Annotated in this window: 14 protein-coding genes; 13 read left to right on the top strand and 1 reads right to left on the bottom strand. The window is 32.3% G+C overall.

Annotated features, from left to right (window positions below; all coding sequences use genetic code 11):
- The first annotated feature begins 20 nt into the window (after positions 1-20).
- From Q0X98_RS01055 to Q0X98_RS01030, 6 genes are read left to right on the top strand one after another with little or no spacing between them, the layout of a single operon-like run.
- A complete protein-coding gene (locus Q0X98_RS01055) occupies positions 21-1,184 on the top strand; it encodes an aminotransferase class I/II-fold pyridoxal phosphate-dependent enzyme (RefSeq protein WP_297680599.1) in 1,164 nt (387 codons plus the stop codon).
- A 10-nt stretch (positions 1,185-1,194) separates the two neighbouring features.
- Entirely contained in the window at positions 1,195-2,691 is a 1,497-nt protein-coding gene (locus Q0X98_RS01050) for an FAD-linked oxidase C-terminal domain-containing protein (protein WP_297680597.1), read from the top strand.
- Positions 2,645-3,925: an FAD-binding protein gene (locus tag Q0X98_RS01045; RefSeq protein ID WP_297680595.1), complete on the top strand. Its 1,281-nt coding sequence runs from the start codon at positions 2,645-2,647 to the stop codon at positions 3,923-3,925. The genes Q0X98_RS01050 and Q0X98_RS01045 overlap by 47 nt, the downstream gene beginning before the upstream one ends.
- Positions 3,925-5,220, top strand: coding sequence for a glycolate oxidase subunit GlcF (gene glcF, locus Q0X98_RS01040; RefSeq protein ID WP_297680593.1), 1,296 nt, complete (start codon positions 3,925-3,927; stop codon positions 5,218-5,220). Before Q0X98_RS01045 ends, glcF begins: the two co-directional genes overlap by 1 nt.
- A gap of 2 nt (positions 5,221-5,222) precedes the next feature.
- A complete protein-coding gene (locus tag Q0X98_RS01035) occupies positions 5,223-6,176 on the top strand; it encodes a D-glycerate dehydrogenase (RefSeq protein ID WP_297680591.1) in 954 nt (317 codons plus the stop codon).
- 10 nt (positions 6,177-6,186) lie between these two features.
- A complete protein-coding gene (locus Q0X98_RS01030; protein ID WP_297680589.1) occupies positions 6,187-7,398 on the top strand; it encodes an MFS transporter in 1,212 nt (403 codons plus the stop codon).
- Between the two features lies 1 nt (position 7,399).
- Here the strand turns inward: Q0X98_RS01030 and Q0X98_RS01025 are convergent, their stop codons facing one another.
- Positions 7,400-8,488 (bottom strand): GAF domain-containing protein, encoded by a 1,089-nt coding sequence (locus Q0X98_RS01025; RefSeq protein WP_297680587.1) that lies wholly within the window; start codon positions 8,486-8,488, stop codon positions 7,400-7,402.
- A gap of 143 nt (positions 8,489-8,631) precedes the next feature.
- On the opposite strand from Q0X98_RS01025, the gene Q0X98_RS01020 reads away from it, so the two are divergent.
- The 7 genes from Q0X98_RS01020 (at position 8,632) to Q0X98_RS00990 (ending at position 16,473) form a co-directional block, all read left to right on the top strand.
- Positions 8,632-9,693: an NAD(P)-dependent alcohol dehydrogenase gene (locus tag Q0X98_RS01020; protein WP_297680585.1), complete on the top strand. Its 1,062-nt coding sequence runs from the start codon at positions 8,632-8,634 to the stop codon at positions 9,691-9,693.
- A gap of 21 nt (positions 9,694-9,714) precedes the next feature.
- Positions 9,715-11,253: an ABC transporter substrate-binding protein gene (locus tag Q0X98_RS01015; RefSeq protein WP_297680583.1), complete on the top strand. Its 1,539-nt coding sequence runs from the start codon at positions 9,715-9,717 to the stop codon at positions 11,251-11,253.
- 71 nt (positions 11,254-11,324) lie between these two features.
- Positions 11,325-12,185: a sugar ABC transporter permease gene (locus Q0X98_RS01010; protein WP_297680581.1), complete on the top strand. Its 861-nt coding sequence runs from the start codon at positions 11,325-11,327 to the stop codon at positions 12,183-12,185.
- 2 nt (positions 12,186-12,187) lie between these two features.
- Positions 12,188-13,036 (top strand): carbohydrate ABC transporter permease, encoded by an 849-nt coding sequence (locus Q0X98_RS01005; protein WP_271491558.1) that lies wholly within the window; start codon positions 12,188-12,190, stop codon positions 13,034-13,036.
- Positions 13,036-14,115 (top strand): ABC transporter ATP-binding protein, encoded by a 1,080-nt coding sequence (locus Q0X98_RS01000; protein ID WP_297680577.1) that lies wholly within the window; start codon positions 13,036-13,038, stop codon positions 14,113-14,115. The genes Q0X98_RS01005 and Q0X98_RS01000 overlap by 1 nt, the downstream gene beginning before the upstream one ends.
- The gene (locus tag Q0X98_RS00995; RefSeq protein WP_297680575.1) at positions 14,108-15,181 is read left to right on the top strand and encodes an ABC transporter ATP-binding protein; all 1,074 of its coding nucleotides are present in this window, start codon (positions 14,108-14,110) and stop codon (positions 15,179-15,181) included. The genes Q0X98_RS01000 and Q0X98_RS00995 overlap by 8 nt, the downstream gene beginning before the upstream one ends.
- Positions 15,182-15,315: 134 nt before the next feature.
- Positions 15,316-16,473, top strand: coding sequence for a TRAP transporter substrate-binding protein (locus Q0X98_RS00990; RefSeq protein ID WP_297680573.1), 1,158 nt, complete (start codon positions 15,316-15,318; stop codon positions 16,471-16,473).
- Positions 16,474-16,542: the final 69 nt, after the last annotated feature.

Raw genomic sequence — 16,542 nt, 5'->3', positions numbered from 1 at the left:
TTTATAAGGGGAAATAGAATATGAAATTAGCAGCAAGTCTTAATCGTTTGGGTACAGAATCAGCATTTAGTGTTTTAGCGGAAGCTAAAAAATTAGAAGCAGCAGGAAACCCAATGATACATTTGGGACTGGGTCAACCTGATTTCAAAACTCCTAAGCATATTGTAGAGGCTGCAAAAAAAGCTTTAGATGACGGACATCATGGGTATGTTTTATCCAATGGAATCATAGAATGTAGGCAAGCTGTAACAAGATGGATAAAAAAACGTTACAACGCTGACGTAGATGCTGAAAGAATTACAATTATGCCGGGGGGCAAGCCTACCATGCACTACGCCATACAATGCTTTGGGGAGCCTGGAGCAGAAATAATTCATCCAACTCCTGCATTCCCAATTTATGAGTCTATGATTAATTATACTGGGTCTACAGCAGTTCCTTACGATTTGACAGAGGACAAAGATTTAAAATTTAGTGCAGATAAAATTTTATCTTTAATAACCGATAAAACTAGATTGTTAATTTTAATAAATCCAAATAACCCAACAGGAAGTTTTGTTGAAAAATCAGAAGTAGATAAATTAGCTGAAGGATTAAAAAAACATCCACACGTTACTATCTTGAGTGATGAAATTTACAGTAGACAAATTTTTGATGGTAAAGAAATGCCAACTTTCTTCAATTATCCAGAACTAAGAGATAGATTAATTGTTTTAGAGGGTTGGAGTAAAGCTTATTCAATGACTGGCTGGAGATTGGGTTGGAGTTTTTGGCCAGAAAAATTAATTGAGCATATAAACAAACTATTAATTAATAGTGTTTCATGTGTTAATGCAGCTGCTCAATTTGCAGGAGTAGCTGCTTTAGATGGACCGGATGACTCTATTAATCTAATGATGGAAAAATTTACCCAAAGAAGGAAGTTAATTCACGAAGGTTTAAATAGTCTGCCAGGTGTTGAGTGTAGTTTACCAGGAGGGGCATTTTATGCTTTCCCAAAAGTTATAGGAACCGGAATGGATGGTTCAGAATTTTGCAAAAGAGCAATGCATGAAGCAGGCGTTGCAATAGTTCCTGGAACTGCATTTGGAAAAACTTGTAAAGATTATGTGAGATTTAGCTTTGCTGCATCTCAAGACAATATTTCTAATGCTCTAGAAAACATTAAAAAAATGCTAGGATAAATGTAAAAGTATGTCTGAAATTGCTTTACCCAAGATTGAAAAATCAATTATAGATAAAAAAAAAGAAATTGTTAAGAAACTTTCAAAACTTACAAATTCAGATAACGTTTTAAGTGAAGCAGATGAACTAAGACCTTACGAAACTGATGCGCTTTCAGTTTATACTCAAACACCATTAGCAGTAGTTTTGCCAGAAAATACTGAACAAGTGAGTGAGATTTTAAAGTACTGTCATGAGGAAAACATAAAAGTTGTACCTAGAGGAGCAGGCACGGGTTTATCTGGCGGTGCTTTACCATTACAAGACGCAATTCTTTTAGGTCTTGGAAAATTTAATCAAATTTTAGAAATTGACTATCATAATAAGTGTGTTGTTACACAGCCAGGAGTTACCAATCTTGGAATAACACACGCAGTACAACATAAAGGTTTTTATTATGCTCCAGACCCGTCTAGTCAACTAGCTTGTTCAATAGGTGGAAATGTAGCTGAAAATTCAGGAGGAGTTCATTCATTAAAATATGGAACAACTACAAATAATATACTTGGTGTTGAAATGGTTATGATGGATGGAACGATTTGTAGACTAGGTGGAAAATCTTTTGATCAAGAAGGTTACGATCTTATGGGATTAATTTGTGGCTCAGAAGGATTGTTAGGAGTCGTAACAGAAGTTACAGTTAAAATTTTAAAAAAACCTGAAGTAGTTAAAGCAGCATTAATTGGCTTTTCTACAATTCAAGAAGGTGGAGACTCTGTATCTGAAATTATTTCAAGTGGTATAGTGCCAGCGGGCATGGAAATAATGGATAAAGCTTTAATAGAGGCAACAGATAATTTTAGTAAAGCTGGATATCCAAGAGATGCAGAATTATTATTAATTGTAGAACTAGATGGAACAGAGTCTGAGGTTAATGAATTAATTAAAAAAGTAGAATTAATTTGTAAAAAAAATAATTGTTCTAGTCTTAAATTAAGCAAAAATGAAAATGAAAGGCTTTCGTTTTGGGCGGGTAGAAAAGCTGCTTTTCCAGCGTGTGGAGCCATGGCACCAGATTATTATTGTATGGATGGTTCAATTCCAAGAGGAAAATTAACAGAAGCTTTATTAGAAATTAAAAGATTATCAAATAAATATAATTTACCAGTTGCAAATTGTTTTCATGCAGGAGATGGTAATCTTCATCCACTAATCATGTTTGATGGAAATGATAAAGATCAATTAAGAAAAACAGAAGAGTTTGGATCAGAAATTTTAAAAACCTGTGTAAAACTTGGTGGAGTGATAACTGGAGAGCATGGTGTTGGAATTGAAAAAAGAGAGTTGATGTGCGAAATGTTTAACGACGATGATATTGAACAACAGCTCAACATAAAAAAATCATTAGATGAGAAAAACTTGTTAAATCCTGGAAAAGTTTATCCAATTCTTAGAAAATGTGCAGAGGAAGGAAGGGTTCATGTCCACAAAAATAAAGATAAATTCCCAGATCTTCCAAGATTCTAATAATACTTATTATCCAAAAAACGAACAAGAAGTTTCAGAATTAATAAAACAACTATATAAATCAGACTCTCCAACTGAAATTATAGGAACTAATTCAAAAAATTATATCGGAAACAAAACGCAATCTGCAAACACTACTTCATTGTCAAAATTATCGGGAATTATCGATTATAAGCCTGAAGAACTTTACATCAAAGTAAAAGCTTGCACCCCTTTAGAGGAGATTGAGAAAGTATTGAGTAAAAACAATCAAGAGCTAGCGTTCGAGCCAATTGATTTTGGATTTATTAAAGACGGAATTTCTAACAAAGGAACTATGGCAGGTTATTTATGCTGTAATTATGCTGGATCTAGAAGATTTAAGGTAGGCAGTGTAAGAGATCATGTATTAGGTTTTAAAGGAGTTAATGGAAAAGGAGATATAATAAAATCAGGTGGAACAGTTGTAAAAAATGTTACAGGATATGATTTATCAAAACTAATTGCTGGATCATTTGGAACTTTAGTTGCTTTAACTGAAATTACATTAAAGGTTTTACCTAAAAAAGACTCTTCAAATACCGTCGCAGTTTATACTGATGAAGCAAGCAAAATATTTGATTTATTTAATAAATTATCAAGTTCAAGCAGTGAAATTTCAGGAGCTGTTTATGTTCCAGAGGAACCAAAAAATGAGGATTTTATCAAAAATAAAAATGATGTTTTTAAATTTAATGATCTTAAATTAAATACTTCTTTTTTAGCTTTTAGAGTTGAGGGAGATAAAATTTCTATTGAAGAAAAAATTAAAATTTTAAAAAAAGAGTTAAATTTAAAAGATTTTGATTATTCAGTTTTAGATATTTATCAGTCTGAACTTTTTTGGAAAAAAGTAAATAACTTAGAGATTTTTCAAAAAACAAAAAATAATATTTTAAGATTAGTAATTCCACCTTCTCATGGTGCTGAATTATTAAAATCTCTTGAAAAAAAATACAAATATTATGTTGATTGGTGTGGGTCATTATTCTGGATTGAAGTTCAATCAAAAAAAGAGGAAAAAATTAAAGATTTAAAAAAATTAGCTAATGATTTTGGTGGTTATTTGACTATTGTTAAAACATCCTCAAATTATGATTATGGAGAGCCAATTTTTACAGTAGATAGTATTCGCCTAATGATTTCAGAGAAAATAAAAAAAAGTTTTGATCCAAAAAGAATTTTAAACCCTGGAAAGATGTATAGAGGTGTTTAATGCAAACTAATTTTACAGAAAAACAATTACAAGATAAAGACAATTTAGCAACAGAGAAAGTTTTTAAAAAATGTGTTCACTGTGGGATGTGCAATGCAACATGCCCAACTCACCAACTTTTAGGAGATGAACTTGATGGACCAAGAGGACGGATTTATCTAATTAAAGACATGTTGGAAAATAATAGAAAACCAACTGAAAAAGTAGTGAAGCATATTGATAGATGTTTATCTTGTTACAGTTGCATGACCACCTGTCCATCTGGAGTTAATTATATGCATATTATTGATCATGGTAAAAAGTATATAGAAAAGAATTACGACAGATCTTTTTTTGACAAAATGATAAGATATTTTTTGTCTGTTACTCTTCCAAATACTAGAATGTTTAGATTATCAAGTTTCTTAGTAAAATTAAGCAAACCTTTTAAATTTTTAATGCCATCAAAAATAAAAGATATGATGGAATTGATGCCTACACATTTTCCAAAAAAACAATTAGCAGTTAAGGAGCTTTACAAAGTTAAAGGCAGAACAAAAATAGCAAGAGTTGCACTATTAACGGGATGTGTCCAAAAAGAAATTTCACCTCAAATTAATGAGGCTACTATAAGATTGTTAAACAGACATGGTGTTGAAGTTGTAGTTCCAAAAAAAATTCGTTGCTGTGGATCATTAAACCACCATTTAGGAAAAGAAGAAGATGCACATCAGGATTTTAAAAATAATATTAATACTTGGTACGATGAACATCAAAAAGGTAATTTAGATGCTATTTTATCAAACACATCAGGCTGTGGAACCACCATGAAGGATTATGGGTTTATATTTAGAGATGATAAAGAATTAAGCAAAAAAGCAAAAATAATATCCGGATTAACTAGAGATATTTCAGAATATATTTTTGAAAGTTTAAAACTAGATATTAAAGAAAAAAATAAAAAATATAAAGTTGCTTACCACTCAGCTTGCTCGATGCAACATGGTCAAAAAATTCATTCTCAACCAATGGCTTTATTAGAGAAAACTAATAATGAAATATTAGAAATTCCAGAGGGCCATATTTGTTGTGGTTCAGCAGGAACATATAATATTTTGCAGTCTAAAATTGCAAAACAATTGCTATTAAAAAAAGTTAATAATATTGAAAGTTTAGAGCCTGATTTTATCTCAACAGGAAATATTGGTTGTATTACACAAATTTCTCATGGTACAAAAGTTCCTATTCTGCATACAATTGAAGTTTTAGACTGGTATACAGGAGGTCCAAAACCTGAGGTATTACAAAGGAATTAATTATGAAAAAAATATTAGTTACAAGAAAATTACTTAAAGATTGTGAAGACAAAGCTCAAAAAGCATTTGAAACTAAACTAAATTCAAATGACGAGTTATATTCCCAGGATAAGTTAATTGAGCTAAGCCAAGGGTGTGATGCTGTATTAACATCTTTGACTGATAAAATGGATGAAAACACAATTAATAAGCTTCCAGATACGGTAAAGGTTATATCCAATTTTGCAGTCGGTTTTGGAAATATAGATTTAGAGGCAGCTAAAAAAAGAGGAATAGCAGTAACCAATACACCTGAAGTTTTATCAGATGCTACAGCAGAGATAGGAATTCTTCTTATTTTAGGAGCATGTAGAAGAGCAGCCGAGGGAATAGAAGCTGCTAAGGAGAGTAACTGGAAATGGTCTGCTGATTATCTTATTGGAAAACAGCTGACAGGTACAAGACTTGGTATTTTAGGAATGGGACGTATTGGACAAAAAATTGCAAATATTGCAAGATCTCTTGGAATGATAATTCATTATCATAACCGTTCAAAACTGAATGACGAAAAAGAACAAGGTGCGATTTATCATGATAATATTAAAAGCCTCTTTTCAGTATCAGATGTTTTATCAATTTGTTGTCCAGCAACCAAAGAAACTGAAAACTTAATTAATAAAGAAACAGTTGAATATTTTCCAAAAGGAGCGGTTATTACTAACGTTGCAAGGGGAGATATAGTTGACGATGAAGCATTAATTGATGCTTTAAATAGAAGAAAAATTTATGCAGCAGGCTTAGATGTTTATAAAGGTGAACCAAATTTAAATCCAGGTTATTTAAAAATTAAAAGTGCTTTTATTTTACCTCATCTTGGAAGTGCAACTAAAGATACTAGAACTGCGATGGCTAATTTAGCAATAGATAATATTGATGAGTTTTTCAATACAGGCAATTGTAAAAATAAAGTAAATTAAATCTTTATTCATGAATAAACCTGTTTTAGCTAAATCAAAAGCTATTACAATTTTTACAGTTTTTGCTTTAGGTTATTTTATCTCAACTTTACTTAGAGCAATTACAGCAACTATTTCTCCAGAATTAGTTTCAGAATTTAATCTTACCTCAGGTGAATTAGGACTTCTTGGTGGAGGATATTTTTTAGGATTTGCAAGTGTACAAATTCCCTTAGGATATTTGCTAGATTCTAAAGGTCCTCGAAAAATACTGTCATATTTTTTATCTCTATCAATCGTTGGGTTGATTTTATTTGCAACAGCTCAAAATTTAACAATGCTTCTAATTTCAAGAGTTTTGATTGGAGTTGGGGTTGGAGCATGCTTGATGGGACCATTAACAGCTTATCGAATTTGGTTTCAAGACGAAACACAACAAAGAGCAAATTCATGGATGTTAATGGTTGGTGCAATAGGAATGCTATCATCTAGTCTGCCTGTTCAATATTTTTTACCTTTAGTTGGATGGAGAGTTATATTTTTATCTTTAGCTCTATTAACATTTGCTTGTATCATCTTAATAATAATTTTTATTCCTAAGTGGCAGACAAAAAGTGTTGAAAATGAAAAATTTAACGAGAATAAACTAAGTACCGTTTGGAAAAATCCTTTGTTTAAAAGTTTAATCCCAATGGGTTTTTTTAGTTATGGTGGTTTATTTGCTATACAAACATTGTGGGCTGGACCATGGATGGTAAAAGTTTCAGGCTACACTCCTAATGAAAGTGCACAAGGATTGTTTCTAATTTATTTTTCGATGTTGGTTTCTTTTTTGTGCTGGGGTTATTTTGTGCCTAAATTTTCAAAAAATGTGAATGACGCTATTAGGTTATTGAGAATTGGAGCTCCATTAAACCTAATTATACTTGCGCTAATAATTTATTTAGGTCCAAAAGCTGGATCAATTCATTGGGCGTTATTTATTGTAAGCTCCATATTTTTATCTTTAACACAGCCAGCAGTTGGAATGGCTTTTTCACTTAAAAATGCAGGCAAAGCTCTTACGTCTTTTAATTTATTAATTTTCATTGGAGCTTTTTTTATACAGTGGATTATTGGAATTATAATAGATATGGGAATGAGTTTTAACTATTCTGAAATAAACTCATTTAAGTTTGCTATGTTGTTTGTTTTAACAACATCTTTATTTTCTTACTTATTTTTTTTAAAAAAAGTAAAATAAACTATCTTAAATGTTTGTAAATTGTAGTTCTAGAAACACCTAGTTTTCTAGAAGCAACAGAAATATTATTTGTTTCTAAAAAAGTTGATCTAATTAATATACATTTTTCTCTTTTAATTTTTGTATCTTTGCAATTTTTACATGAATAGGTTTTTTCAGTTTTATTGCTATCTAGAACTTTATTTTCACTAAAGTTCTGACTTTTGATCACAAAAACTGATGATCCTAGATGATCTGTTATTTTTAGTATTTTATTGTTTAATATGTCAGCCGCTATTGATGAAAATGAATTTGTAAAAATGTTATTAAAATTTTCATTTTTCAAATCAACTAAACCATTAAGCATGATTTTGGCATTTCTATTTGCTCCTACAATTACACCATCACCATTAATTGCCAACATCCCAACGCTTGTTGTCGTCAAATATTCTTGTCTTGGATGAAAGGATAGAATTAATTCGTTAGAAAATTTTTTAATAAATAATTTTGTTTCAATACTTCTGGTTGCTAATTTAACTAAAGCTAATGTATGTTGCTCTCTTGATTTTGAGTCTGTTGAAGCATCAATTATACCAATTGTTTTGCCATCATAATTTATTATAGGACTTGCAAAACATGATATTTTTTCATGAGCAACAAAGAAATGTTCTTTACCTGATACTATAGTGGGCTTTTTAAGTTCAACTGACAATCCTAAGCCGTTAGTACCACAAATTTTTTCTGCCCATATAGAACCAGGTATTACTGATTTCCCCACATCTGTTTGCAGACAGGTCTTGTCGTAAATTGTGTCTAAAACCAAACCTTTATCATCCGAATAAGCAACCATAAAATTTGTTCCAGCAATTTGAGAATATAAAAGTTCTATTTCAGGAATAACTATTTTTCTGAGAGATACATTTTGCTCTTTGATTTGTTTTAGTTCAGTTGAAGAGATTACACTTTGTTTCGGACTGTTAAATGGATTCAAACCTTCAGCTATACATCTTGACCAGCTATCAGAGATGTCCCCATTCATTTGATGTGAGTTCATTCCTCTCTTTTTAAGAATATTTTTATACTCTTTATTGACCAATGCTAAATTTGTCATGATTAAACTTTAGGTCTATTTATAGCATTCAACAACCAACCATAGGTTGTATTTGTAAAGTTTTTGAACACTTAAAACTCCTAACGACTCCTTTTAGGGAAGCTTTTTGAATAAGCTTATCAAAAAATTAAGGAGAGAGATTAATGAAAGCACAAGTTTTACATAAGTATGACCCGGAAATGAAAGAAAAAGTATGGGTAACAGAACAAGAAATGCCTGACCCAAAGTTAGAAAAATCATCAGATGTAATTGTTAAAATAGGTGCTGCGGGAGTATGCAGAACTGATTTACACATTGTTGAGGGAGCATGGAAACACATTCAAGATCCAAAAGGAGATTTATTACCAATGGTAATGGGCCATGAAAATGCAGGTTGGGTTGAGGAAGTTGGAAAAGATGTAACAGGATTTAAAAAAGGTGACCCAGTAATTTTGCACCCAATTATTTCTGGAACAGATGGAACTTGTTTAAACTGCAGAAGAGGTTTAGATCAACATGCTGATGAAGGGTCGTTTCCAGGACTTAATATTAAAGAGGGTGGTTATGCAGAATTACTTAAAACAAGTGTTAGAAACTTAATTAAGCTTCCAACAGTGTTAGCTCCTAAGGATGTGGCCCCTTTTTCAGATGCTGGATTAACAGCGTATAGGGTTGTTAAAAAAGCAACTAGACATTTATTACCAGGTCAAAACTGTGTAATCATAGGTGCTGGTGGATTAGGTCATATTGCAATTCAATGTTTGAGAGCAATGTGTGCTGCAAATATTATTATTGTTGAAAAATCTAAAGCTGCATTAGATCATGCAATGCCTTTAGGAGGTGATGAAGGTGTTTTAATTGATGGCAATGAAGTTGAAAGAGTTTTAGAACTTACCAAAGGTAAAGGTGCTGAAGCTGTAATTGATTTTGTTGGTGAACATGGCTCTACAAAGATGGGTCTTGATATGACTTCAGGTGGTGGATTTTATTATATCGTTGGCTATGGTGAGGAAATCAAAATCTTGGCTGTTGATGTAATTATTTCAGAAAAAAACATAATAGGAAATTTAGTGGGAACGTGGTCTGAGTTATATGAGCTTATGGAATTAGCTAACAAAGGTTTAGTTAAGTTGTCCATGCAAGAATATAAATTAGGCGATGCTAATAGAGCGCTTCATGAACTTAACGAAGGCAAAGTTAAGGGACGAGCTGTTTTAGTTCCGTAACAACGTAAAGGGGAGAGTAAAATGAAAATAATAAAAACTTGCCTAAGTGCTGCGATATCAAGTGTTTTGATATTCAGCCCTATGGCTTATGCTGATAAGTGGAGTGATCAATTTCCACATATCAAAGCTACTGGAGATATTGCTGGTGATTGTTCTTATGAAAAAATTTCTAAGAAAAATTACAAAGGAAAAACTCTTAAAATAAATACACACGCTGTTCCAGTAATTGGACAACCAACGGCTCTACATGCTGAACAGTTTGCTAAGTTAACTGGAGCAAAAGTTGATGTAACACACACACCTGCTGGTGATTTGTATGCAAAAGCTATGGTTCCTTTTAAAGCTGGTCAAGCTCCATACGATATCGTATTTGGTTTTTCTAACTTTATTAATGACTGGAGACAATATCTAGCGCCAGTTCCTAAAAAGTACATGAACTCTACAGAGATGAAAGACGTAACCAAATCTCACGTAGGTGTTTCTTCTTGGGATGGAACTATGTATCAATACCCAGTTGACGGTGACAGACATTATCTAAAATACAGAAAAGACGTAATAGATAATCCTGAAATGCAAAAAAAATATAAAGCAGATACTGGTAAAACTTTAAAAGTTCCTACAACTTGGAAAGAATATGGCGAAATGGCCAAATACTTTAACGGTTGGGATTGGGATGGAGATGGAGAAAAAGAATACGGTTCAGCTGAAGTAATGAAAAAAGACGACTTAATGTTTGCAGCTTTTTTCAGTAGATCTGTTGCGTACGCTAAAAATCCAAGAACTCCAGGTGGTTTCTTTTTTGATTTAGAAACTATGAAGCCAAATATTAACAATCCAGGATTTGTTGAAGCTTTGACTGATTGGGTAGAGGCTACTAAGTATGTTCCTCCAGGAGGAATTAACTTTGGACTAGGTGATGAAATTGGATCATTTGGTGGTGGTCAAACACTATTTAGTTTTTCATGGGATGATGCTTTCATCGCAGCGATGCAAGATGATAGTCCTATTAAAAACAAAGTAGGTGCGGCTCCTCTTCCAGGTTCTGATAAAGTTTGGAACAGAGTATCTAATAAATGGGAAAACCAATATAACCAAGCACCATACATTGTGTGGGGTTGGGCTGTAGGTGTTGCTAAGAAAAGTAAAGTGCAAGAGATGGCGTTTGATTATCTTTGTTTCTTTTCTAACGGAGCAAATCACCAGGCTGACTTAGCAATTGGTAATTTTGGGGTTAATCCATTTAAAAACTCTGATTTCGATCCACAACTTTATATTAATACTATGGGTTGGGATGCAGACATCGCTAATAGTTACACTAAGACACTTAAAGATATGGAAAAAAGTAAAAATAGAGTTTTCCCTTTAAGAGTTAGAGGTGTGTTTGAGTTCACTAGTGCAGTTGCTACTGGAACTTCAAAAGCGCTTGCGGGACAATTATCTCCACAAGAAGCTTTAGATGAAGTTGCTAAAGAGTGGGAAGCAATTGTTAGCAGAGTAGGTAAGAAGAACGTTCAAGAAGACTACGCTGTTGGTGTTAAAATGGAAGACAACAAGTTATAATATTAACTTTTAGTTTGTATGTGACCGCTTTTTATTAGCGGTCACATATAGTACAATCAAATATCAAAATCATGAATTTTAAACACAAATATGTTTTTTTATTCCCAGGGCTATTTGTACTTATAGGAATATTAATATTTCCAATAATCTTTGTTGTTCGGTTGAGTTTATCAGGTTGGAATAGTTACAATGGTTTAAATTTTATTGGTCTTGAGAACTACGTTAGATTATTCACTGATGATCCTAGATTTTGGCAATCATTTTTTAGATTAAGTTTTTTATCTGTTACGACAGTTATCCTTCAATATGTAATTGGATTTGCACTCGCACATATGGTCTGGAAGGATATTAAGTTTCAAAGATTTTTCAGAGTTTTATTTTTAATACCAATGATGACGACACCAGTTATCATGACAGTAATTTGGAGAACATTTTTTCATGAATCTTTAGGTCCAGTTAATGATATTTTGTCAAATTTTGGTATGTCACCCAAGTGGCTTACGGACCCTACTCTTGCAAAAATTACAGTAATTATTGTAGAGGTTTGGCAGTGGACACCGTTTATGTTTTTGTTGTTATTAGCGGGTCTTTTATCACTTCCAAAAGAACCATTCTTAGCAGCCGCTATTGATGGAGCAAGTCCTATCAGAAAATTTATTTATGTAACATTTCCTTTAATGGCACCAATTTCTATTGGAGCTATCATTATTAGATTAATTGAAGCTTCAAAGATAATGGATACAGTTTATGTATTAACCTCTGGGGGTCCAGGTACCTCGACTGAAACATCTAGTTTTTATATCTTTATCAAGGGATTAAGAGAATTCCAGATGGGTTATGCGGCCTCAATGTCATTCACTTATTTAATTATAATGATCATAAGCTTAACTTTTATCGCAAAAGGATTAACTAAATTATTACTAAAAGATTAGACATGGGAAAATTATATAAATTTTTAAAATACTCTTTCATAACCATTTGGACAGTTTTTGTAGTAGCACCTTTTCTTTGGGCGCTTACAACTTCTTTTAAGGATTTTAATTCTGTAAATGGTGGTGCCACATATATTCCTTGGGTTGATTTTGAACCAAAATTAGAAGGTTGGAAGGTGTTAATTAAATCTCCAGCAAATGGTGGAGTTGATATAATTGAGCCTTACTTTAATAGTTTATTTGTAACATGTACAGCAAGTCTTATTAGTATAGTGCTTGGAACTTTATCAGCTTATGCACTTTCTAGATTTACATTTAAAGCTGGTTTTGTAAAAAATAATGATATTACATTCTTCTTTATTTCTCAAAGAATTATGCCGCCGATAGTTTTATCAATTCCTTTCTTTTTATTTTTAGGTGCAATTAATTTACTAGATAGTTTGATTGGATTAATAGTTGTTTATATTGTTTTGTTAATGCCAATAGCAGTTTGGATTATGGTTGATTTTTTTAATAAAGTTCCAAGGGAGATTGATGAAACAGCATTGATTGATGGATGTAATCCTTATCAGGCATTTTTTAAAGTAGTCTTGCCTAATTCAGTTCCAGGTTTAATTGTTGCCGGAATGTTTTGTATAATTTTTGGTTGGATTGATTTTTTCTTTGCATTCATTTTGACTTTTACCGAAGTGCAGTTATTGCCAGTTAAAATTGTAGCTTTAAACTCATCCATTACACCTTGGTGGAGCTTGTCCGCCTCCGCCTTAGTATCAGTGGCACCATTAATAATTGTAGCGTTTATCGTGGAAAGATATTTATCAAAAGGTAATTTGTCAGGAGCTATTAAATAATGAATTTAATTGCTGAAAATTTATTGTACAAACCTGATGAACAGTTTCATTTAAATGAAGTGTCTTTTAATTTCAAAAAAGGAAATATTTACACCATTCTTGGAAGAACTTTATCAGGCAAAACTACATTATTAAAAACTATAGCTGGATTATTGACCCCTGATAAAGGTGCAATTCAATTTGAAGATAAAGATTTCTTGAAGGTGCCAGTCTGGGAGAGAAATGTGGCTATGGTTTATCAACAATTTATTAATTATCCTCATCTTAATGTTTTTGAGAACGTTGCTTTTCCGCTAAAACAAAGGAAAGTAGACAATCAAGAAATAAATGATGTAGTTTTAAAATCGCTTAAATCAGTTGGTTTGGAAGGCTATGAAAAAAGAAAAATTCAAGAATTATCTGGCGGTCAACAGCAAAGAGTTTCTTTAGCAAGATCTTTAGTGAAGAATGCAAAGATTTTATTGTTAGATGAACCTTTGGTTAATTTAGATTACAAATTAAGAGAACAATTAAGAGAAGAATTTAAAAATATTTTTTCTCAAGGCTTATCTGAAGAGAGCATAGTAATATTTTCAACAACCGATCCAAGAGAAGCCATGGAGCTTAATGGTGAAGTTATTGTCCTTGATGAAGGAAAGGTTCTGCAAGTTGGTCCTGCAAAAGAAATTTTTGAAAATCCAAAGACACTAAAAGTTGCAGAAATTTCTAATGATCCCCCAATGAATATTTTAACAGCAAATATAGAGTCTAATAAAATTAAGTTTGAAGGAATAGAGATAGATATTCCCAATCATTTATCTAATTTAAAGGATAATAATTTTAATTTAGGTGTTAGAGCTTCTGATATTGAATTGAACGAAAAAGGTTTTGAATTTGAAGTAGAGCTAGCTGAGATTAGTGGTTCTGAAACTTTACTTCACCTTACAAGAGGTGATACTAAACTCATTACTTCAATAGAAGAGGTTATGAATTTTAATATTCATGATAAAGTAAAAATTAGTTTTAATATAACGAAAGTTTATGCTTTTAATGAGAGCGGAATCTTAGCCTCATCACCTTTTGGAGGATCGTATGTCTAAAATTGATTTAAATAATATTTCTCATTCCTATAATCCAAACGATCCAAACCCTGTTTATGCACTGAACCCATTTTCTATGACTTGGGAAAATGGAAAAAGATATGCAATTTTAGGTCCATCAGGCTGTGGAAAAACAACAATGTTAAATATTGTGTCAGGTTTAGTTAGACCTTCAGCTGGTAATATATTGTTTGATGATAAAGATGTAACTGATCTTAAAACAGAAAGTAGAAACATAGCTCAAGTATTCCAATTTCCAGTAATTTATAACACAATGAGTGTTTATGAGAATTTAGCTTTTCCATTAAAATGTAGAGATTTTTCTCAGAGTAAAATTGACGAAAGAGTTAAATCTGTTGCAGATACTTTAAATTTACAATCTTTTTTAAATTCACCTGCAAGAAAACTTACAGCTGATCAAAAACAATTAATATCTCTTGGCAGAGGACTTGTTAGAGAAGATGTGGCAGCTGTTTTAATGGATGAACCGTTGACTGTTATTGATCCTGATTTAAAATTTAGATTAAGAAGAAAACTTAAAGAGATAAATGAAGAGTTTAAAACAACATTAGTTTATGTAACTCACGATCAAAATGAAGCAATGACTTTTGCTGATAACATTATAGTTATGAGTGAAGGTGAGGTTGTTCAAGCTGGAACCCCAAAAGAGTTATTTGAGAGACCTAATACTACTTTTGTAGGATACTTTATTGGTTCACCAGCAATGAACTTGTTTGAGACCGAAGCATCTTCAAATGATAGCGTTAAGATTAACGATACAATAATTAAAACGAATACTAATTTAACTAACTTAAAAGATAAAAAGATTAAATTAGGAGTTAGATCTGAATTTATTAAGATTGCTGATAATCAAAAAGAAAACTTAATAGACGTTGATGTAGATAAAGTTGAAGATCTTGGAAACTACAAACTTTTAACCGCTAAAATGGGAAATTTTACTATTAAATCCAAAATTAACAGAGAAACTGAAGTGCCTTCTAGCAATGTAAAATTACATATTCCAGCTGAAAAATGTTGTGTTTATGAAAATGAAAAATTAATATAGTTAAATTATTCTACCTAAGATTGTATTTTTCCCTAAAATGATACGGAGGCAATCTGCGCACTTATTTTAGAAAGACTCTAATATAATTTTGTGATTAACTTATCAAAGTTAATTAACTTAAAAGGAGAGAACAAATGATTAAAAATAAAAAATCATTGAAGGGTTCAAAAACACCTTCAAGACGTAAGTTCTTCAAAGCAGCAGCAGCAACTGGTGCGGCAGCAGCAACAGCTGTGGCAATGCCTAATGTAGCTTTTGGTGCTCCATTAACTTTAAAGATGCAAGCAGCTTGGCCTTCAGGCGCTAACATCTTTTTTGAAATGGCAGGAGATTACGCAAAAATGGTTAGCGACATGTCAGGAGGAGAACTAAAAATTGATCTTCAACCTGTTGGAGCAATTGTAAAAACTTCAGAAATTGGACAAGCAGTAAGTTCAGGTGTAGTTGATATGGGTCACTGGGTGACTGCATATTGGTACGGTAAAAATGCTGCAGCTTCACTTTTTGGAACTGGTCCTTCATACGGAATGTCATCTCAAGAAGTTATGGGATGGATGGAGTATGGTGGAGGAAGAGCATTATACGAAGAAGCAGTTAAAAGTGTAGGATTTAACTACACTGGTTTTTTTCATATGCCTATGCCGGCTCAACCGTTTGGTTGGTTTAAAAAGAATGTAACAAAAGTATCTGATGTTAAAGGTATGAAGTATAGAACAGTTGGTCTAGCGACTAACGTTTTAACTGCTATGGGAATGGTTGTAAGACAATTGCCAGGTGGTGAAATCCAGCCAGCTATGAAAACTGGTTTGATTGATGCTGCAGAGTTTAACAACCCTACATCAGACTCACAGTTTGGAATGCAAGATGTCTCTAAACACTATCACTTAGGAAGTTTCCACCAATCTCAGGAAATGTTTGAAATTCCTATGAACACTAAGAGACTAAATAGCCTTTCACCTGCTCATCAAGCTATCTTGAGAAATGCTGCTTATGCTGCTAACTCAGATAACTACTTCAAAGCACTAGTTAGATATTCGCAAGATCTAGCTAAATTGATGAATGAGCATAAGGTTAATGTTTACCAAACATCTGACGCTATCTTAGCTGAACAGTTAAAAGGTTGGGATAAAATCGTTGGTGAGTTTTCTGCTAAAGATGCTTTCTTTAAGAAAGTAGTGGATTCTCAAAAAGCATACGCTAAGAGAACAATGAAGTATCTGTTGATGAATCAACCGAACTACAAATTAGCTTATGAAAATGAGTTTGGTCCAATTGCAAAAGTTAAAATTTAATTAACTTTTTATAAATTTAAAAAAGGGGGTTGAAAAACCCCCTTTTTTTTTAATAAAATTAATATATTT

This window comes from uncultured Candidatus Pelagibacter sp., from assembly GCF_943788075.1.
GTDB lineage: Bacteria > Pseudomonadota > Alphaproteobacteria > Pelagibacterales > Pelagibacteraceae > Pelagibacter.
Note: the sequence above shows the minus strand (reverse complement) of the source record. Positions and strands in the feature narration are given on the sequence as shown.